Consider the following 20026-nt stretch of genomic DNA (forward strand, 5'->3'; position numbering starts at 1 on the left):
CGGGCACCATCGATGTGGTGCGGTACTCAACGCCGGGTCGATCCGGGCGCCGAGCCGCCCGGCCGGTAGCCGTGCTGGCCGCCTCGGCGCTGGCCGTCGCGGCGCTGGTGCAGTGCAGTTCGGCCCCGCCCGCTGAGGTCGAGACGTCCGTCGAGGCCCCCAGCGCGGCGCCACCCACCGAGACCTCGAACCCCGGCGTGGCCCCGGCACCGCCGCCGGTGCAGAGCCCGCCGGCCGAGCCGTCGGCCGCGACCACACATCCGATCACCGCCGCCGAATTGGGTGCGAGCTGGCGGCGCGGCTGCCCGGTGGAGCTGAACCAGCTGCGACGGGTCAACCTTGCGCACATCGATTTCGAGGGCCGAACCCAGCGCGGCGATCTGGTGCTGCATCGGGACCTGGTGCCCGAGGTCATCGCGATCTTCGACGAGCTGTACCGGATGGGCTATCCGATCGCGAAAATGCGCGCGCTGGACCACTACCCGGACGCCTCCGACGAGCTGTCGATGGAGGACAACAACACCTCGGCGTTCAACTGCCGACGGATCCCCGGTAGCGGCAGTTGGTCGCTGCACGCCTACGGCCGGGCCATCGACATCAACCCGGTGCTCAACCCGTTCATCGACCGCAGCGGCGCGGTGGAGCCGACCAACGCCGCACCGTATGTCGATCGCCGCCGAGTGGATCCGGGCACGTTGCACGACGGCGGGTCGGCGGTGCGGGCCTTCACGCAGCGCGGCTGGAAGTGGGGCGGCCACTGGCGCACCCCGCTGGACTACCAACATTTCGAGCGGCAGTGAGGGTCGAGCCACGATGAAGCACCCGGTACGCTGTGCGCCGTGACTGAGCGGACTCTCGTACTGATCAAGCCCGATGGTGTGCAGCGGCAACTGGTGGGGGAGATCATCAGCCGCATCGAACGCAAGGGACTGTCCATCGCGGCGCTGGAACTCAAGGCCGTCAGCGACGACCTGGCCCGCGCCCACTACGCCGAGCACGAGGACAAGCCGTTCTTCGGCTCGCTGCTGGAGTTCATCACCTCCGGCCCGGTCATCGCCGCCATCCTGGAGGGCCCGCGCGCGGTCGCCGCCTTCCGGCAGTTGGCCGGCGGCACCGACCCGGTCGAGAAGGCCACGCCCGGAACCATCCGCGGCGATCTCGGCCTGGAGACCCAGTTCAACCTGGTTCACGGCTCGGATTCCACCGAGTCCGCCGAGCGCGAGATCGCGCTCTGGTTCCCCCAGGGCTGACGCTTTCCCGTTCTGCGGTTCACGCTGGCAAATGCCCAGCCCGGTCCGGCGCCCTGGTGTGGTGTGGAATACTGACTGCGGGTGAACGTCGTCAAAACCGGCGGCGAACGCCCGGATGAAGACTTTGACGAGCGCGACCATCGCTACCAGCGATGTGGCGCCGACCGTCCCAGCCGTCATTCAACCAGGCGCCGAGTGGGCTCCCTGAGAACCTTCAGAGCTGCTCGGGGCGAGACTATGACAAGTCCGGGTAGCCACTCGGGCGCATAACGGAGGCCCTCGCGCGGCCGCGTCGAACAGACGCGCCCGGGGGCTAGAGGAGAATACGTGGACCACGATGCCCAAATCCATGACGACACCGACCACGACCCCGCGGCCAGCGCCGCGGCGGCGGAGCCTCCAGAGCTGCCCGAGAAGTTGAGGGTCCACTCGCTGGCCCGGGTGCTCGGCACCACCAGCCGCCGCGTCCTCGACGCGCTGATCGAATTCGACGGTCGCTCCCGCAGCGCGCATTCCAGCGTGGACCGGGCCGACGCGGTCCGGGTGCGCGATCTGCTCGCCGCCGCCGACACCGCGGAGCCGGCCGCAGCATCAGCCCCCGCCGCCGCCGTGACCCCGGAGCCCAGCGCGGCCGTCGAGCCCGAGATCGTCGCACCCGAATTCGCCGAGCCCGAGGCCGCGGCGATCGCGGATCCGACGCCGCCGACCGAGGAACCCGAGTCGCGACTGCTGCTCGAGACCCCCGAACCCGCCGCCGACGCCACGCAGGTCGTCGCCGACTATCTGCCGCTTTTCGTGGCGCCGCAGCCCGTGCCGTCGCGCCGCGTGGAGCGCAGCGAACCCGCCGGTGTGGATGACGCCGACACGGACCACGACGACCACGACGACCACGACGAGCAGTCCGACGACTCCGGTGACGACTCGAGCGACCAGGATGACGCCGACGATCAGTCCGAACGTCCCACCAATCGGCGTCGCCGCCGGGGCCGGCGTGGCCGTGGCCGCGGTCGCGGTGGTGAGAGCGCCGGGGACAGCGACGACGATGACGAGCACGACGGCGACAAGTCCGACGACGACTCCGAGGACGATTCCAGCGCCGAGGACGACGGCTCGGACGACGACAACTCCGACGACGACAGCTCCGATGACGACAACGGCCCCAGCGACGGCGCCACCCGCCGGCGCCGCCGTCGTCGCCGCCGGAAGTCGGGATCCAGCGACGACAGCGACAACGGCTCGCCCGACGATCCGCCCAACACCGTGGTGCACGAGCGTGCGCCCCGCGACCGCAACAAGAGCGACTCCGACGAGATCCAGGGCATCAGCGGGTCCACGCGGCTGGAGGCCAAGCGGCAACGCCGTCGTGACGGCCGGGACGCCGGCCGCCGCCGCCCGCCGATCCTGTCCGAGGCCGAGTTCCTGGCCCGGCGCGAGTCGGTCGAACGCGTCATGGTGGTCCGCGACAAGGTCCGCACCGAGGCCCCGCAGCCGGGGAGTCGCTACACCCAGATCGCGGTCCTCGAAGACGGCGTCCTCGTCGAGCACTTCGTCACCTCGGCCGGCTCCGCATCGCTGGTCGGCAACATCTATCTCGGCATCGTGCAGAACGTGCTGCCCTCGATGGAGGCGGCGTTCGTCGACATCGGCCGCGGCCGCAACGGCGTGCTGTACGCCGGCGAGGTCAACTGGGAGGCCGCCGGCCTCGGCGGTGCCAACCGCAAGATCGAACAGGCCCTCAAGCCCGGCGACTATGTGGTGGTCCAGGTCAGCAAGGACCCCGTCGGCCACAAGGGTGCCCGGCTGACCACCCAGGTGTCGCTGGCCGGTCGGTACCTGGTCTACGTGCCCGGGGCATCGTCGACCGGCATCAGCCGCAAGCTGCCCGACACCGAGCGGCAGCGACTCAAGGAGATTCTGCGCGAGATCGTCCCGCCGGAGGCCGGTGTGATCATCCGCACCGCCTCCGAGGGTGTCAACGAAGAGGGCATCCGCGACGACGTGACTCGGCTGCAGGAACGCTGGACGCAGATCGAGGCGACCGCGATCGAGACCAAGAAGAAGGCGGCCGGCGCGGCCGTCCCGCTCTACGAAGAGCCCGATGTCCTGCTGAAGGTCATCCGCGACCTGTTCAACGAGGACTTCTCCAATTTGGTCGTCGCCGGCGACAGCGCCTGGAACACGATCAACGACTATGTGAATTCGGTTGCCCCGGAGCTACTTCCGAAGCTGACCAAGTATGAGGGTGCCGAGGACGGCCCCGACGTGTTCGCCGTGCACCGGATCGACGAGCAACTCGTCAAGGCGATGGACCGCAAGGTGTGGCTGCCCTCGGGCGGCACGCTGGTCATCGACCGCACCGAGGCCATGACCGTCGTCGACGTCAACACCGGCAAGTTCACCGGCGCGGGCGGCAACCTCGAACAGACCGTGACCAAGAACAACCTCGAGGCCGCCGAGGAGATCGTGCGGCAACTGCGGTTGCGCGATATCGGCGGCATGATCGTCATCGACTTCATCGACATGGTGCTGGAGGCCAACCGGGATCTGGTGTTGCGCCGGCTGACCGAGGCGCTGGCCCGGGACCGCACGCGCCACCAGGTCTCCGAGGTCACCTCGCTGGGCCTGGTGCAGCTGACCCGCAAGAAGCTCGGCACCGGTCTGATCGAGGCATTCTCGACGACGTGTACGCACTGCACCGGCACCGGCCTCGTGATGCACGCCGACCCGGTCGATTCCGCACCGGCGGCCGGCTCGCGCCGGTCCGATTCCGGCGGCGGCACTGGCGGCGGCAGCAGCCGACGCGGTCGCCGCGGTAAGAAGGGGCGCACCGAAGAGGTCGTGCCGGTGGTTGCCAAGGTGCCCGCGCACACGGCCGGCGAGCACCCGATGTTCAAGGCGATGGCCGAAAAGGACGAGGACGAGGACGACACCAAGGACCAGACCTCGGCCCTCGACGAGACCGACGAACTCGACGAGGACGAGCCGGCGACCGACGGTGTCGACGTCGCGGCGGTGACCGAAGACGCCACCGGCGAGGACCTCGAGGACGACGAGGATGTGGAAGACGTCGAGGACGAGATCGACCTCGACGACGATGAATCCGATGACGACGAGTTCGACGACATCGAACTCGACGATGACGATGATGATGATGATGACGACGACTCCGACGAGGACGACTCCGAGGACGACGACTCCGAGGACGACGACTCCGACGAGGACGAGGACGACGACGAGGTGGCGGCCCGGGTCGGCCGGCCACGTCGACGGCGCGCGGCGGCCCGGCCTGCAGGTCCGCCGAGCTGAGCGACCCGTCGGGACGCGGTTTGACCCTCTACCCGCTGGTCACGTAACCTTGAGCAGTTGTCTGCGCGCCCCTGGGCCCGCAGCGGCGGTTGGCAGCGGTGAAAGCCGCGGCTCCGCACCCCAAGACCCGCGCTCGCAGCCCCCGGGTGGCGCGCGCCCGCTAGACCCAGACGAACGCAAAGGAACAGGGCAAACGATGGCGACATATGCAATCGTCAAGACCGGTGGCAAGCAGTACAAGGTTGCCGCCGGTGACGTGCTCAAGATCGAGAAGCTCGACGTCGAGCCCGGCGCCGAGGTTCAGCTGCCTGTTGCGTTGGTCGTCGATGGCGCGAACGTCACCAGCGACGCCAAGGATCTGGCAAACGTCGCCGTCACCGGCGAGGTGCTCGAGCACATCAAGGGCCCCAAGATCCGCATTCACAAGTTCAAGAACAAGACCGGCTACCACAAGCGGCAGGGCCACCGTCAGCCGTTGACGGTGCTCAAGGTCACTGGCATCAAGTAACGACGGAGCGAACGACATGGCACACAAGAAGGGCGCTTCCAGCTCACGTAACGGTCGCGACTCCAACGCCCAGCGGCTCGGGGTCAAGCGATTCGGCGGGCAGGCCGTCAAGGCCGGCGAGATCCTGGTCCGCCAGCGCGGCACTCACTTCCACCCCGGCGTCAACGTCGGTCGCGGTGGCGACGACACTCTGTTCGCCCTCTCGGCCGGTGCGGTCGAGTTCGGCGTCAAGCGCGGTCGCAAGACCGTGAACATCGTGGCGCCAGCGGAGGCCTGACCACCCGAGGACTTCCCCGCGATGTGAAGCTGCTGCGAGTTCTCGTGTCCTCGCACTAGCTTCACAATCGACGGAAAGGATGTCCGATGCCTCGGTTTGTCGACCGCGTCGTGATTCACGCGCGTGCCGGTTCAGGCGGTAATGGCTGCGCCTCGGTGCACCGGGAGAAGTTCAAACCCCTCGGCGGCCCCGACGGCGGCAACGGCGGGCGGGGCGGCAGCATTGTGCTCGTCGTCGACCCGCAGGTGCACACCCTGCTCGACTTTCACTTCCACCCGCATGTGGTGGCGCCCTCGGGTAAACAGGGCGCCGGCAGTAACCGGGACGGCGCCGCCGGCGCCGATCTGGAGGTGCGGGTGCCCGACGGCACCGTGGTCCTCGACGAGAACGGCAGAATGTTGGCCGACCTGGTCGGTGCCGGCACCCGCTTCGAGGCGGCCGCGGGCGGCCGCGGCGGGCTGGGCAATGCGGCGTTGGCCTCGCGGGCCCGTAAGGCGCCCGGCTTCGCGCTGCTCGGCGAACAGGGCGACGCGCGCGATCTGACCCTGGAACTGAAGACGGTGGCCGACGTCGGCCTCGTCGGGTTCCCGTCGGCCGGAAAGTCCTCGCTGGTCTCCACGATCTCGGCGGCCAAGCCCAAGGTGGCCGACTACCCGTTCACCACGCTGGTCCCGAACCTCGGCGTCGTCTCGGCGGGGGAGAACACCTTCACCGTCGCCGATGTGCCCGGCCTGATCCCCGGCGCGTCCGACGGGCGCGGCCTCGGACTGGACTTCCTGCGGCACCTCGAGCGGTGTGCGGTACTGGTGCACGTCATCGACTGCGCCACCATGGATCCCGGCCGCGACCCGCTCTCCGACATCGAGGCGTTGGAGGCCGAACTGGCGGCCTACACGCCCACCCTGCAGGGCGACTCGACCCTCGGGGACCTGGCCGACCGGCCCCGCGCGGTGGTGCTCAACAAGATCGACATCCCCGAGGCGAAGGAACTCGCCGAATTCGTCCGGCCCGAGATTGAGCAGCGCGGGTGGCCGGTCTACGAAATTTCGACAGTGAGCCGGGAAGGCCTGCGGCCCTTGATCTTCGGACTGTGGGACATGGTCGCGGCCTACCGCGCCGCGCAGCCGGTGTTGGCGCCGCGGCGCCCGGTGCTGCGACCGATTCCGGTGGACAAGACCAGCTTCTCCGTCGAACCCGACGGTCAGGGCGGCTTCCTGGTGCGGGGCACGCGGCCCGAGCGTTGGATCGCTCAGACCAACTTCGACAACGACGAGGCCGTCGGCTATCTGGCGGATCGGCTGGCACGGCTCGGCGTCGAGGATCAGCTGCTGAAGCTCGGTGCCAAGCCGGGGTGCGCGGTGACCATCGCCGATGTGACCTTCGACTGGGAACCGCAGACCCCGGCCGGCGTCGACGTCATGATGACCGGCCGCGGCACCGACATCCGCCTCGACCGCAGTGACCGGGTGGGCGCCCCAGAACGCAAGGTCGCCCGTCGTCGGCGCCGACAATCCGACGAAGGCCACGCGGATCAGTGAGCGTGCACCGCGAGGCCATCCGGACCGCGCGTTCGGTGGTCGTGAAGATCGGCACCACGGCATTGACCACCCCGACGGGCGAATTCGACCCGTCCCGGCTGCAGTTCTTGGCCGACTCGATCGAGGCCCGCATGCGGGCGGGCTCCGATGTGGTGATCGTGTCCTCCGGTGCGATCGCCGCGGGCATCGAACCGCTGGGTCTGACCCGGCGGCCCGCCGACCTGGCCACCAAGCAGGCCGCGGCCAGCGTGGGGCAGGTCGCGTTGGTGAACTCGTGGAACGCGGCGTTCGGCCACTACGGCCGCACCGTCGGGCAGGTCTTGCTGACCGCGCACGACATCTCGATGCGGGTGCAGCACACCAATGCCCAACGGACCCTGGACCGGCTGCGCGCGCTGCACGCGGTGGCCATCGTCAACGAGAACGACACCGTGGCCACCAACGAGATCCGGTTCGGTGACAACGACCGGCTCTCGGCGCTGGTGGCCCACCTCGTCGGCGCCGACGCGCTGATCCTGTTGAGCGACGTCGACGGGCTGTATGACGGTGACCCCCGCAAGGCGACCCCCGACAACCCGGCGCGCTTCATCCCCGAAGTGGCCGGCCCCGACGACCTGCGCGATGTGACGGCGGGCCAGGGCAGTCGGCTCGGCACCGGCGGGATGGTGTCCAAGCTCTCCTCGGCGCTGTTGGCCGCCGACGCCGGGGTGCCGGTGCTGCTGGCGGCTGCCGACAACGCGGCGGCCGCCCTCTCGGATGCCTCGGTGGGAACCGTGTTCGCCCCGCGCGCCACCCGAATGTCGGCCCGCCGGTTCTGGGTGCGCTACGCCGCCGAGGCCACCGGGACGTTGACGCTGGACGAGGGTGCGGTGCGTGCGGTCGTACAGCAACGCCGGTCGCTGCTGCCGACGGGAATCACCGGGATCTCGGGGCGGTTCTTCGGCGGCGACGTGGTGGAACTGCACGCCCCGGATGCGACCGTGGTGGCTCGCGGGGTGGTGGCCTACGACGCCGTGGAGCTGGCCTCGATGATGGGCCGCTCCACCGCGGACCTGCCCGCCGAATTGCGCCGACCGGCCGTGCACGCCGACGATCTGGTCGCGGTTTAGTGATTTCGGCGCGGTTTCCCGCGGTGGGCGCCGGTTAGCGCGCCGAAATCGCGGGGGTGAGCTCGCTGGCCAGCAGGGTGAGGATCTCGGAACAGCCGGCGTCCAGCTTGACCGTGGCCAACTCGTCGCCGCGGGTGGCGCCGCGGTTGACGATCGCCACCGGCTTGCCCAGGGCCGCGGCGCGGCGCACGAAGCGGTACCCGGAGAAGACGGTCAACGACGACCCCGCGACCAACACCGCATCGGCTTCGTCGATCAATGAATAGGCTTGTTCGACAATGTCTTTGGCGACGGTTTCGCCGAAGTACACGATGTCGGGTTTGAGCATTCCGCCGCAGTGCGGACAGTCGATGTACTGAAACGACCCGGTGTCCGACACCGCCGCGTCGGCGTCGGGCGCCACGGCGATACCGCCCACGGGCTCGGCCCGCTCCAGAAACCCGGGGTTGCGGACGTGCAGTTCGGCGGCCAGGTCGGCGCGGCTCATGGTCGATCCGCAGCCCAGGCAGATCACCCGTGCGTAGGTGCCGTGCAGATTGATCACCACGCGGCTGCCGGCCTTGCTGTGCAACAGGTCGACGTTCTGGGTGATCACCCCGCTCACCACGCCCGCGTGTTCGAGAGTGGCCAGCGCCCGGTGCCCGGCATTGGGCCGGCAGGCGTCCATGTGCCGCCAGCCGACGTGGTTGCGGGCCCAGTAGCGCTGCCGGAAGGCCGGATCGGAGCGGAACTGGCTGATGGTCATCGGGTTGCTCGGGGGAGCGTCGGGCCCGCGGTAGTCGGGGATTCCGGAGTCGGTCGACAACCCGGCACCGGTCAATACCGCGACCCGATGACCGGCGAGGATTTCGATGAGTTCGGGGGCTTCTGGGCCATGCATCCCCACCAGGTTACGTCGCTTTGCCACAATCGAGTGGTGAGCTTCTATTCGGTCTACCGGCACGGCTTCATCCGCGTGGCCGCCTGCACTCTGCACACCACCATCGCCGACCCGGCCACCAACGCCGAAGCGGTGCTGAGCACCGCACGCGAATGCCATGACGAGGGCGTCGGGTTGGCGGTGTTTCCCGAGCTGACGCTGACGGGCTATTCGATCGACGACATCCTGCTGCAGGACACCCTGCTCGACGCCGTCGAGGTCGCACTGGGCGACATCGTGGCGGCCTCGACGGAATTGCTGCCGGTGCTGGTGGTCGGGGCGCCGTTGCGGTTCCGCAACCGCGTGTACAACACCGCGGCGGTGATCCACCGCGGCGTGGTGCTGGGGGTGGTGCCCAAGTCGTATCTGCCGACCTACCGCGAGTTCTACGAACGTCGCCACTTCGCACCCGGCGACGATGTGCACGGGGTCATCGCGATCGGCGAGATCGAGGCGCCGTTCGGTCCCGACCTGCTGTTCAGCGCGGCCGACCAGCCGGACTTCGTGTTGCACGTCGAGATCTGTGAGGACATGTGGGTGCCGGTGCCGCCCAGCGCCCGAGCGGCGTTGGCCGGTGCGACCGTGCTGGCGAATCTGTCGGGCAGCCCGATCACCGTTGGGCGCGCCGAGGACCGTAAACTGATGGCCCGCTCGGCTTCCTCGCGGTGTCTGGCCGCCTACGTCTACGCCGCGGCCGGCGAAGGGGAGTCCAGCACGGATCTGGCGTGGGACGGCCAGACCATGATCTTTGAGAACGGCGTGCTGCTGGCCGAATCCGAGCGGTTCCCCAAAGGACCGCTGCGCAGCGTCGCCGACGTCGACGTGTCCCTGCTGCGCGCCGAGCGGCTGCGGATGGGCACCTTCGACGACAACCGCCGCACGTTGGACATCGACGAGACCACCACGCACCGGGTGGAATTCAGGCTCGACCCGCCCGAAGGCGACATCGGACTGCGCCGCGCCGTCGAGCGGTTCCCATTCGTCCCGGCGGATCCGACCCGCCTGCAGCAGGACTGCTACGAGGCCTACAGCATCCAGGTGGCCGGGCTCGAGCAGCGGTTGCGGGCGCTGAACTATCCGAAGGTGGTCATCGGGGTCTCCGGCGGCCTGGACTCGACCCACGCGCTGATCGTCGCGGCGCGCGCGATGGACCGCGAGGGTCGCCCGCGCAGCGACATCCTCGCGTTCACCATGCCCGGCTTCGCCACCGGCGACCGCACCAAGGGCAACGCGATCGAGTTGTCGCAGGCCCTGGGGGTCACCTTCGCCGAGATCGACATCCGCGACACCGCCAAGTTGATGCTCACCGAGATGGATCACCCGTTCGGGCGCGGCGAAGAGGTCTATGACGTCACGTTCGAAAACGTGCAGGCCGGTCTGCGCACGGACTACCTGTTCCGGCTGGCCAATCAGCGCGGCGGCATCGTGCTGGGCACCGGCGACCTTTCGGAGCTGGCGCTGGGGTGGTCGACCTACGGCGTGGGCGATCAGATGTCGCACTACAACGTCAACGGCGGGGTGCCGAAAACCCTGATCCAGCACCTCATCCGCTGGGTCATCTCCAGCGGCCAGTTCGACGACCGGGTCGATGCGGTACTGCAATCGGTGCTGGACACCGAGATCAGCCCGGAGCTGGTGCCAACCGGTGAGGACGAGGAGATCCAGAGCAGCGAGGACAAGATCGGTCCCTATGTGCTGCAGGACTTCTCGCTGTTCCAGGTGTTGCGGTACGGGTTCGGACCGGCCAAGGTGGCGTTCTTGGCCTGGCACGCTTGGCACGACGCCGAGACCGGACACTGGCCGATGGGCTACCCGCGGGACAAGCGGCCGTCATACTCGCTCAAGGAGATTCGGCACTGGCTACAGGTGTTCGTGCAACGGTTTTACTCGTTCAGCCAGTTCAAGCGCTCCGCGTTGCCCAACGGACCCAAGGTGTCGGCCGGCGGTGCGCTCTCACCGCGCGGCGACTGGCGCGCCCCCTCGGACATGTCGGCCCGGATCTGGTTGGACGCGATCGAGCGGGAGGTGCCCGAGGCCTGAGGGGCGGGTGCACCCGGCTATCCCGGCTCGTCGACCGATGGCAGCTGAGCTCGGCGGGGATTGCCGAAGTTCGTTGCGAGCGGCAAAAACACGTCGTCGACGATCTCGAGGATGGTTTGCGGCGATGCCGGCGTCATCGTCATGAGAAGTTCGTGCCGCAACAGGTCCGCCGGTAGCGCGACGATGCGGTCCGGTGGGGTGGCTGCGAGTTCGCCGCGGGTGACGGCGCGCTCGACGATCGTCTGCATGGAGCTGGGTCCGTCGGAGAAGAACAGCGCGCGCAATTCGCTTGGTGACCCGCCCGGTTCGTCGAAGTAGGCGCCGAGTCGCGCAGCGATGAGCCCGATGGTTCGGGATCGCCGGTCGTTGAATTCGGTCAGGACCGCCAGCACGTCACCACGCAGGGTTCCGGTGTCCGGGGTCGGGATCATGTCGATCTTACCGCGGTGGCGGATCACGGCTTTGAGTAGGTCCAGCCGTGACGGCCACCGCCGGTACAGCACCGAGCGTGCCGAGGCCGACCTGGCGGCGACCGCGTCGATGGTGAAGCGTTCGTAGCCGGCCTCGATGAGTTGATCCCAACCCGCGTCCAGAATTGCCGACTCGAGCGCGGCACCACGACGGCGCTGCGTTTCCGGACGCTTAGAGGACACTTGCGTAGCTTATCGCATTCCGTTATCGTCGCATAAGCAACAGTTGTGTAGCTAATGACTACGTTCGCATGCGCCCTGTGACCCCAGCGCTGGGTAGACACGGCCGGCAACTTCATCGAGCCCAACCAAATCGGAGGATCCCGATTATTCGTCGCAGCGCCTTGATCTCCGGTGCGAGCATCGCCGGACCTGTGCTCGCCTTCTGGCTGTCAGAAGCCGGGTGGGACGTCACCGTCATCGAACGCGCCGACCGCCTACGCCCGGGTGGATACCCGGTCGACATCCGCGGCACGGCGATCGACGTCATCCGTCGGATGGGCCTCTACGACGAGATCTCGGCGGAGCGGTATCGGCACGTTCCGGTGCAGTTGCTGGCTCCCCGCGGATGTCGACTGTCCACGCTGGACTACGGCAACCTGCTCAGCGCCGCCGGCAGCGGAGACGTGGAGATCGCTCGCGGTGCACTCAGCGAAATCCTTTACCGGTCAAGTGCTGATCGGGTTGCGTACGTCTTCGGTGACTCGATCACCGCGGTGATCCAGACCGACACCGGTGTCGATGTCACCTTCGGCCACCGCCGAGCCCAGACCTTCGACGTGGTGATCGGTGCCGACGGCATCCACTCCAACGTCCGCAAACTGGCCTTCGGCGAGGAGGCGCGGTTCGTCCGCCACCTGGGTCCGTACGTGGCGGTCTGGGATCTGCCGACCGACATGTTTGTTCCGGCAACCGGATTCTTCTACTCGCACCCGGGACGCTCCGTCGTCGTCGAGCGTCCGGCCGACGGCAGCGCCGCCCGGGCGTTCCTCACCTTCGTCCACCCGGCGCCGGGCACCGTGGACCCGCGCGACACGGACCAGATCCTTGCCGCGGTGCGCCAGGCCTTCGCCGGGGACCGTTGGCGAACCAGTGAGATCTTGGCGACCCTGCCCCACGCCGATGAGGTCTATTTCGACACCGTCAGTCAGGTACGGATGGATTGCTGGAGTTCCGGTGATGTCGCGCTCGTCGGGGACGCCGCTTACTCGCCGGCGTTCCTGTCTGGACAGGGCACCAGCATCGCGATCGCCGGTGCCTATGTGTTGGCCAGCGAGCTGGCCCAGCATGATCGACCGGGGCCGGCGTTTGCGGCCTACGAGCGCAGACTTCGCGAGTATGTGGAAAAGAATCAGAACTTGGCGTTGCGCACCGACTCCACCGTGCTGTCCCGCACCAGCGGACAACTGTTGCGCCGCAACATCAAATTGTGCTTGGTGCCGGTGCTGCGGCGGCTTGGACTCATCCACCTGCTGCAGGCCGAACTCCAAACGGCCGCAACCGAACTGTCGCTATTGCCCCAGGACCTTCAGCGGTCCACGAATTGCTTCAAAGCCGATCGCATCCTACGGGAAGACGCATAGTGGGACACACCCTGGAAACGCCCGCCCCCGGCGCCCAAGAGCATCGCTGGAGCAGGCGACTCATCCTCTGGGCGGCGGTCCTCACGCTCGCCAACGTCCTGGCCGACGTCGTCATCGGCTCGCCCATGATGGTCCTGCCCCAGTTGCTGGAGCATTTCGACACCGATCAGGCGGCATGGCTGAATGTGAGTGCGATGCTGGCTGGAGCCATCTGGTCGCCGCTGCTCGCGAAGAGTTCCGACCTCTTCGGCAAGCGCCGAGTGCTCATCGGCACGCTGCTCCTCGCAGGCGTGGGCGGGCTGGTCTGCCTCGTCGCCCCCAACCTGTGGATCTTCCTGGTGGGCCGCTTCCTCCAAGGCGCCGCCTTCGCGGCCGTCTTCCTCACGGTGGCGCTCACCCGCCAGATCTGCGCTCCGAGGGTGGCGATGGCGGTGGTTGGCCTCGTGACGTCCGGCTCGGCGGTCGTCGGAATCGTCGAGCCGTTCTTGATGAAGCCGGTCATTGACGTGTTCGGTTACCGGAGCGTGTTCATGGTGGCGGCGCTGCTCGCCGCGGTGGCCGCGGTGTGCGTGCGTTCGTTCATCCCGGAGTCGCCGGTCCGCAGCACGGGTCGGATCGATGTGGTCGGCGCGCTGCTGCTGGGCGGAGGCATCGGCGCAGTGCTGGCTTACACCACGCTCGGCAGAGACCTCGGCTGGCTGTCCGGACCCATGATCGCGCTGCTGGCGGCCGGTGCCGCCGCCTTGGCCGGCTGGGTGTTGCTCGCGCTGCGGATCGATGAACCCATCGTCGACATCCGGGCCCTGACTCGTCCGATCCTGCTGACGCTGCTGGCCCTGGTGTTGGCGGCGGGCTCCTTCCGGAGCATGCTGCAGCTGACGGGCATCATCGCCGCGGTGCCACCCGAGCTGGGGCTCGGCTACGGGCTGGGTAACGGAGAGGCGATAGCGGTGCTGCTCGCCGCACCCAATCTGGGCATCGTCCTCGGCGGTGTGTGCGCCGGATGGATCGCGGGCCGGTTCGGTCCTGCGCTACCCCTTTTCGGCGGCATCGCCGTCGGAACAGTGGCGACCGTCGCGATGCTGGCGGGCGTATCGATGCTCCCGCTGGCGATCGCCTGCGGCGGGATGCTCGGGGTGGCCGCCGGCGCGATCGGCGCCTCCGGCTACAACTTGGCGACCAGCTTCGAAGCGCCCGAGCGGCAGGGCACTGTTGCCGGTTTGGTATCGGTGGTGCTCGCGCTCGGCTCGGTGATCGTCAACGTTGCCGGGGGCGAGGTGCTCAAAGCGACCCAAATCTCCGGGACCTCCGCCGATGGTGCCCTGGTGAGCACGGCGACCGGCGTGCACCTCTACGTCGCGATGGCGGGGGCCCTCTTCCTCCTCGCTGCGGTGCCGGCCATCATGCTGGTACGCCACCGGACTACCGTCTCCAGCGGTCTTCCGATCGAAGCGGGGCAGCCCGGGGCGAAAGTCCCATGAACGCGCCCGCAACGGGCGCGTTCACTAACGTCGCGAGGCGTATTCGGCCCACCCGCATGGGAATTCCGTTCTGACACTCGTGATCTCAGCGTTCGACTACAAGTACGTCCAGTAAGCGAGGGCCGTGCACGCCCTCTACCCGGCTCAGCTCGATGTCGCTGGTCGCGCTCGGCCCCGAGATGAATGTCAGTGGCCGGTCTGGCTCTATTGCGGCGAACGCTTGGGGCACCGTGTCGACGATCTGATGGGTGAACACAATGCAGATGTGATGGTCGGGCACCAGGGTCAGCACCCGCCTTCCCTGTGCCACCCCGGCATCGAGTACCAGCGTGCCGGTCGAGGCGATACCGAGCGCGCACCCCGTCACCACTGCTCCCACCCGATCAAGCTGGTCCACCGTGAGGGGCGTCCCCGGCGCATCGACAACGGTGTCGATCCGGTCAATCCATTGCGTTGGCACATCGGCGGGGACGGCTACCCGCTCCCCGGTTGATGTCAGGGACGCGACCGTTGCCGATATCGAGGTTTCATCGATGCGGTGGACGCGGGCCTGATACTCGCCGACCGCATCGACGAAGCGATCCACATCGCCGTGGCCCGACAACGGTGAGCGTTCATAATCGCGCGGCACCTCGACGGGCTCCGGAGGGGCGGCCGCCAATGCCGAGCGGATACGTGCGAGCACTGTCTGGCGGGAGTCGGAGGAGCTCACCGCCGTACCGTGCCGCGCGTGCGGGCCCACCACTGGCGGAAGGATTCTGCAGGCGGTCGGGGTAAGTCACGGCTCGATGTCCACAGCGATCCCGGCCACGGCAATGTGGTGATCTGGCGGTCGGCACCGATGAGATGTTGCGCTGCGCCCAAAGCACGCTCGGCGAGATCGAAGCGGCGGGGCGATGTCATGGCCCAGGCCGCGGCTTTCATCGCCAGGTCTTGTCCGTGCGGAAGGCCGCCGCGTTCGGAGTCCACCTGCGCTGCCCGAAGATGGACCAGAATGCTCGGAATGTCAATGCGGACTGGACACGCATCGAAACACGCCCCGCATAGCGACGATGCATACGGCAGTGCAGCGTTCGGGTCGTGACGGCCTTGGGTGCCGGTGAGTTGGGGGCTGAGGATCGCGCCGATGGGACCCGGATACACCGACCCGTAGGCGTGGCCACCGGTGCGCTCATACACCGGGCAGACGTTCAGGCAGGCGCTGCACCGAATGCAGTGCAACGCTGCGCGGCCCTCAGGATCGGCCAGCACCCTGCTGCGACCGTTGTCCAGCAGCACCAGATGGAACCGCTGTGGTCCGTCGCCGGAATGCACCCCGGTCCACATCGATGTGTAGGGATTCATCCGCTCGGCAGTCGATGACCGCGGGAGTAGTTGCATGAACACTTCGAGGTCGGTGAAGGAAGGAACGACCTTCTCAATGCCCATCACGGTGATGAGCGTCTCGGGCAGCGTCAGACACATTCGCCCGTTGCCTTCGGACTCGACCACTACCAGGGTTCCGGTGTCGGCGGCGGCGAAATTGGCGCCGCTGACGGCCACTTTGGCAGAGAGAAACTTTCGGCGCAGGTGGGCGCGTGCTGCCATCGCGAGTATCCGTGGGTCGTCGGTGAGCTCACCCGCGTCGGGCATCTCGCGCAGGAAAATCTCGCGTATCTCGGCCCTGTTCCGGTGTATGGCGGGGACCAGGATGTGGCTGGGTTTGTCCCGATCCAGCTGCACAATGAGTTCGGCGAGATCGGTTTCGACGGCGGCGATGCCGTGTGCTTCCAGGTGTTCGTTGAGTCCGATCTCCTGGGTGGCCATGGATTTGACCTTGACGACTTCGCTGACGCCACGGCCGCGCACGATGTCGGTGATGATCTGATTTGCCTCAGTCGCGTCACCGGCCCAATGCACCACGCCACCGCGGGCGGTGACGTTTCGTTCCAATTCCTCCAACAATTCCGGCAACCGCGCCATGACATCCTGCTTGAGTGCACTGCCGGCGACACGAAGTTGTTCCCAGTCGGCGCACTCTGCCACCGCAGTAAGTCGTTTGGATCGAATGGTTCTTGTCGCAGCACCGACATTGCGGCGCATCTGGCTGTCACCGAGCCCGCGCCGGGCTGCGATTGGAAACGGTTCGTCCCCCCGTAGATTGCCGACGCCGGGTGTACCCAGGAACGTGGTCATCGGGAGCCGGCCCCGGTGGGGCTGGCTTCTGTCGATGCCAAAATCTCGGCGAGGTGCACGGTGCGCACCCCGGCGCGAATTCGGCTGAGACCACCGGCGATGTGCATCAGGCACGACGAGTCACCGGCGGTACAGATCTCGGCGCCGGTGCCGAGGATGCAGGCCATCTTGTCGCCCAGCATGGCGGTCGAGGTGTCGGCGTTCTTGAGCGCGAAGGTGCCGCCGAAACCGCAGCACGTGTCGGCGCTTGCCAGCTCGATCAACGTCAGTCCTTTGACGTGGCGGAGCAGTTCGAGCGGCTTTTCCCCGACTCGCAACATGCGCAGCGAATGACATGTGGGGTGGTAGGTGACCCGGTGTGGGTAGTAGGCGCCGACGTCGCGTTGGTCGAGCACATCGATCAATAGTTCGGAAAGCTCGTAGGTGCGAGCAGCCACCGCTTCGGCGCGTTGCGCCAGCTTCTCGTCGCCTGCCCGTCGGGCCACCCAGGCATGCTGGTGTCGCACCGAACCCACGCATGAACCGGATGGGGCGACGATCGCCTCATAGTGACCGCTTTCGAAGACCTCGACATGGCGACGGACCAGGGTCGCGGCCTCCGCCAGGTAGCCGGTGTTGATGTGCATCTGCCCGCAACATGTCTGCTCGGCAGGGAAGACAACTTCATGGCCGAGGCGCTCCAGTAGCTCGACCACGGCGATTGCGGACTGTGGAAACAATGCGTCTGCGAGGCAGGTGGCCAACAAGGCGATACGCATTACAGCTCCAGGGTTTTCATTGATGGCAAGCTGTTCTCAAGGGATCTGCTCGAGCGGCTGACCGACGCGTCGGTGAGCGTAGCCCGGTCACCGACAACCCGGAATCAGTAGCGCTACTGATGTCGGCGACGCCAGACCTTGTCATCCTGTGAGTACACGGCGTCCGCACCGTGGACAGCTCTGTGTTTGCGGAAGCTGTTGTAGGCGAAAAGGATTAAAAAACGGGATGGCGACCGGAGCAGAGCTGCGCGACCTGGACGGCACCTCCGTAGGCGATTTGCGTCTCGAGATCCGCGACTGGCTGGACCGCGAGTTGCCGCCCGATCGCCGCAGCTGCCTCGGCATGTCCGGCGGTCACGATCCGGCCTTCTCCCGCAAGCTCGGCAAGGCCGGTTGGCTGGGTTTATCGGTGCCCGTGCGCTACGGAGGACACAACGGAACGGCCGTGCAACGGTTCATCGTGACCGAAGAACTGCTGGTCGCTCAGGCACCCGTGGGGGCGCACTGGTTGGCCGATCGGCAGGTCGCTCCATCGATCCTTCGGGTCGGCACCGAGGAGCAGCGGCGTACCTTTCTTCCGGCCATCGTGCGGGGCGAGACCTACTTCTCCATCGGGTTGAGTGAACCCGAAGCGGGCAGCGACCTTTCGGCGGTTCGGACCCAGGCCCGCCGGGTGGCCGGCGGTTGGCGAGTATCGGGCACGAAGATATGGACCACCTTCGCCCAGTACAACCATTACCTGCTCACGTTGTGTCGAACGCAGCCCCGCGGCGAGGACCGCCACAGCGGTCTGTCCCAGTTGATCATCCCGCTCGGATCAGACGGGGTACAGGTACGCCCCATTCGGACCATGGACGGTAGCGAAGAGTTCTGCGAGGTCATCCTCGACGACGTCTTCGTCCCCGAAAATCGACTCCTCGGCGACGAAGGGCAGGGATGGGCCCAGGCGGCGGCCGAACTCGCTCTGGAACGCTATGGGCCGGAGCGCTGGCTCTCGGTATGGGGATGCTTGACCGGCATTGCCGGTCAAGCGAGCGGCGATCGTCTCGCCGGCGGCGCGGCAGCGGCCGAGATCGGGCGCCTCATGGCGAAATACCGCACGATTCGCCGGGTGTCGCTGGATGTTGCGCGCAGTATCGATCGCGGGTTGACCCCTACCGTGCAAGCTGCGGTGGCCAAGGATCTTGCGACCGCCCTGGAACAGGAGACAGTTGAAGTCGTGCGCCGCCTGTGGGGGCGCGAACTGGCGCCATCTTCCTCGAATGATGTCGAATCGTTGCTCGCCCGCGCCGTGCTCGCTTCGCCCACCTTCACCATCCGTGGCGGGACCACGGAGGTGTTGCGCGGACTCATAGCACGGGCTGATCGAGTGCCGGCGGTCGCTAGACATTCCGACGACACCGCGGGGGTGCGATGACTGCCGTACACAGCGCGACCGCCGAAGCGGTCGGCGACCTGTTCCGGGCCACGAATTCGACTGGTGGGACGTCAGTTACGAGCCACCCATGGGACGCATTCGTCGCCGCCGGGTTCCCTTGGGCGACAGTGCCTGAGGAGCGGGAAGGTCCAGGCGGGGCCGTGCCCGACGGGCTGGACATTCTTCGTGAGATCGGACGGGCTGCGGCACCGGTCCCGGCCGGCGAAACAGATCTGTTGGGCGACTGGTTGTTACGCCAGGCTGATTTGCCGGCGGTACCTGAGCTGCTCGCCGTCGCACAGGGCAACACCGCGGATGACCTGCGGCTGCACCGTGACGGCGACCGAGTGATGTTGAGTGGCACTGCTGACCGGGTTGCGTGGGCAGCACGGAGCGGTCGCTTTGTCGGGTTGGTGAGCGACGAAGACGCCAATTACGTTGTATGCGTTCCCATTGAAAGACTCACGATCACCCCCGGGACGTCCCTCGCCGGCGAGTCCCGGGACATGGTGACTGCCCGTGCGGTGGCACTGGACACCAACGAGATCGGTGCCGCCCCGCAACTGGACCTCATCGACCTTCGGGCCAGGGGAGCGGCGACGCGCGCGGTGCTGATACAGGGTGCGGTGGAGGCCGTGGTCGAACTGGTGCGGGACTACTGCGAAGTTCGCACACAGTTCGGACGACGCCTACGAGATTTTCAGGTGGTCGGCCACCAACTTGCTTTGATGCGCGAACATGCGACCTTGGTGAGCGCCGCAGCCGAGCTTGCCAGCGCCGTCCTACAGGGCTCCGGGTCGTGGGAAGACGCGGCGACTGCGAAGATCGTCGCGGGCGAGGTCGCCGGCCACATCGCCAAGGCGGCTCATCAACTCCACGGAGCCATCGGTGTTTCGGAAGAGTATGTTCTGCATCGCTATACGCGTCGCCTGTGGGCGTGGCGGGACGAGTACGGCAGTGAGAACGAATGGGCCCACCGACTGGGCGCGACGCTTGTCCAGCGCGGCCCAGACGCGCTGTGGCCGTGGGTCGCCGCTGCCGCGGATCAGGGCGGATGACCATTGCACACGCGTCGCCGCTTACGTGACCGGGCTCAGACCGAGTCCGCACGAGGCGCTGGCCGCCGGCTCTGCCCCGCTCACACGAACGTCTCACCACGACACCATGACTCGATGCCCAGCGAGCCAAGAGAACA

The 20026-nt window shown here is 67.4% G+C and carries 17 protein-coding genes; 12 read left to right on the plus strand and 5 right to left on the minus strand.

All coding sequences use genetic code 11. The annotated features are described in order from the left end of the window. Positions 1 to 17 precede the first annotated feature (17 nt). From RCP80_RS08205 to proB, 7 genes are all read left to right on the plus strand, one after another. The gene (locus tag RCP80_RS08205; RefSeq protein ID WP_308481860.1) at positions 18 to 800 is read left to right on the plus strand and encodes a M15 family metallopeptidase; all 783 of its coding nucleotides are present in this window, start codon (positions 18 to 20) and stop codon (positions 798 to 800) included. A gap of 39 nt (positions 801 to 839) precedes the next feature. Further along, positions 840 to 1250: a nucleoside-diphosphate kinase gene (gene ndk / locus RCP80_RS08210; protein WP_308481861.1), complete on the plus strand. Its 411-nt coding sequence runs from the start codon at positions 840 to 842 to the stop codon at positions 1248 to 1250. Positions 1251 to 1577: 327 nt separating this feature from the next. Beyond that, entirely contained in the window at positions 1578 to 4556 is a 2979-nt protein-coding gene (gene rne / locus RCP80_RS08215) for a ribonuclease E (protein WP_373693469.1), read from the plus strand. A 196-nt stretch (positions 4557 to 4752) separates the two neighbouring features. After that, a complete protein-coding gene (rplU, locus tag RCP80_RS08220; protein WP_308481862.1) occupies positions 4753 to 5064 on the plus strand; it encodes a 50S ribosomal protein L21 in 312 nt (103 codons plus the stop codon). Between the two features lie 16 nt (positions 5065 to 5080). Then, a complete protein-coding gene (rpmA, locus tag RCP80_RS08225; RefSeq protein ID WP_308481863.1) occupies positions 5081 to 5341 on the plus strand; it encodes a 50S ribosomal protein L27 in 261 nt (86 codons plus the stop codon). A gap of 86 nt (positions 5342 to 5427) precedes the next feature. After that, entirely contained in the window at positions 5428 to 6879 is a 1452-nt protein-coding gene (gene obgE, locus RCP80_RS08230; RefSeq protein WP_308481864.1) for a GTPase ObgE, read from the plus strand. Beyond that, positions 6876 to 7988: a glutamate 5-kinase gene (gene proB, locus RCP80_RS08235; RefSeq protein WP_308481865.1), complete on the plus strand. Its 1113-nt coding sequence runs from the start codon at positions 6876 to 6878 to the stop codon at positions 7986 to 7988. Before obgE ends, proB begins: the two co-directional genes overlap by 4 nt. 34 nt (positions 7989 to 8022) lie before the next feature. Here proB and RCP80_RS08240 read toward each other — a convergent pair whose 3' ends face one another. Then, positions 8023 to 8868 carry a Sir2 family NAD-dependent protein deacetylase gene (locus tag RCP80_RS08240; RefSeq protein WP_308481866.1) on the minus strand — a complete coding sequence of 282 codons (846 nt, stop codon included), beginning with the start codon at positions 8866 to 8868 and terminating at the stop codon, positions 8023 to 8025. A 36-nt stretch (positions 8869 to 8904) separates the two neighbouring features. Between RCP80_RS08240 and RCP80_RS08245 the strand changes: the two genes are divergently transcribed. Then, positions 8905 to 10947 (plus strand): NAD(+) synthase, encoded by a 2043-nt coding sequence (locus RCP80_RS08245; protein WP_308481867.1) that lies wholly within the window; start codon positions 8905 to 8907, stop codon positions 10945 to 10947. Between the two features lie 17 nt (positions 10948 to 10964). On the opposite strand, the gene RCP80_RS08250 is transcribed toward RCP80_RS08245, so the two are convergent. Continuing rightward, entirely contained in the window at positions 10965 to 11600 is a 636-nt protein-coding gene (locus RCP80_RS08250) for a TetR-like C-terminal domain-containing protein (RefSeq protein ID WP_308481868.1), read from the minus strand. A gap of 161 nt (positions 11601 to 11761) precedes the next feature. Between RCP80_RS08250 and RCP80_RS08255 the strand changes: the two genes are divergently transcribed. Both RCP80_RS08255 and RCP80_RS08260 read left to right on the plus strand, forming a co-directional pair. Next, complete coding sequence (locus RCP80_RS08255) at positions 11762 to 13000, plus strand: FAD-dependent monooxygenase (protein WP_308481869.1); 1239 nt, start codon at positions 11762 to 11764, stop codon at positions 12998 to 13000. After that, a complete protein-coding gene (locus RCP80_RS08260) occupies positions 13000 to 14481 on the plus strand; it encodes an MFS transporter (protein ID WP_308481870.1) in 1482 nt (493 codons plus the stop codon). The genes RCP80_RS08255 and RCP80_RS08260 overlap by 1 nt, the downstream gene beginning before the upstream one ends. A gap of 85 nt (positions 14482 to 14566) precedes the next feature. Here the strand turns inward: RCP80_RS08260 and RCP80_RS08265 are convergent, their stop codons facing one another. From RCP80_RS08265 to RCP80_RS08275, 3 genes are read right to left on the minus strand one after another with little or no spacing between them, the layout of a single operon-like run. After that, positions 14567 to 15193 carry a LutC/YkgG family protein gene (locus tag RCP80_RS08265; RefSeq protein ID WP_308481871.1) on the minus strand — a complete coding sequence of 209 codons (627 nt, stop codon included), beginning with the start codon at positions 15191 to 15193 and terminating at the stop codon, positions 14567 to 14569. Next, positions 15190 to 16656, minus strand: a complete 1467-nt coding sequence (locus RCP80_RS08270) for a LutB/LldF family L-lactate oxidation iron-sulfur protein (RefSeq protein ID WP_308481872.1) — start codon at positions 16654 to 16656, stop codon at positions 15190 to 15192. The genes RCP80_RS08265 and RCP80_RS08270 overlap by 4 nt, the downstream gene beginning before the upstream one ends. Next, a complete protein-coding gene (locus RCP80_RS08275) occupies positions 16653 to 17414 on the minus strand; it encodes a (Fe-S)-binding protein (protein WP_308481873.1) in 762 nt (253 codons plus the stop codon). Before RCP80_RS08275 ends, RCP80_RS08270 begins: the two co-directional genes overlap by 4 nt. A gap of 226 nt (positions 17415 to 17640) precedes the next feature. Here RCP80_RS08275 and RCP80_RS08280 point away from each other — a divergent pair, with 226 nt between their 5' ends. Both RCP80_RS08280 and RCP80_RS08285 read left to right on the plus strand, forming a co-directional pair. Then, positions 17641 to 18831: an acyl-CoA dehydrogenase family protein gene (locus tag RCP80_RS08280; RefSeq protein ID WP_308481874.1), complete on the plus strand. Its 1191-nt coding sequence runs from the start codon at positions 17641 to 17643 to the stop codon at positions 18829 to 18831. A gap of 161 nt (positions 18832 to 18992) precedes the next feature. Further along, entirely contained in the window at positions 18993 to 19889 is an 897-nt protein-coding gene (locus RCP80_RS08285; protein ID WP_308481875.1) for an acyl-CoA dehydrogenase family protein, read from the plus strand. Positions 19890 to 20026 lie beyond the last annotated feature (137 nt).

Source organism: Mycolicibacterium sp. MU0053 (genome assembly GCF_963378095.1).
Classification (GTDB): domain Bacteria; phylum Actinomycetota; class Actinomycetes; order Mycobacteriales; family Mycobacteriaceae; genus Mycobacterium; species Mycobacterium burgundiense.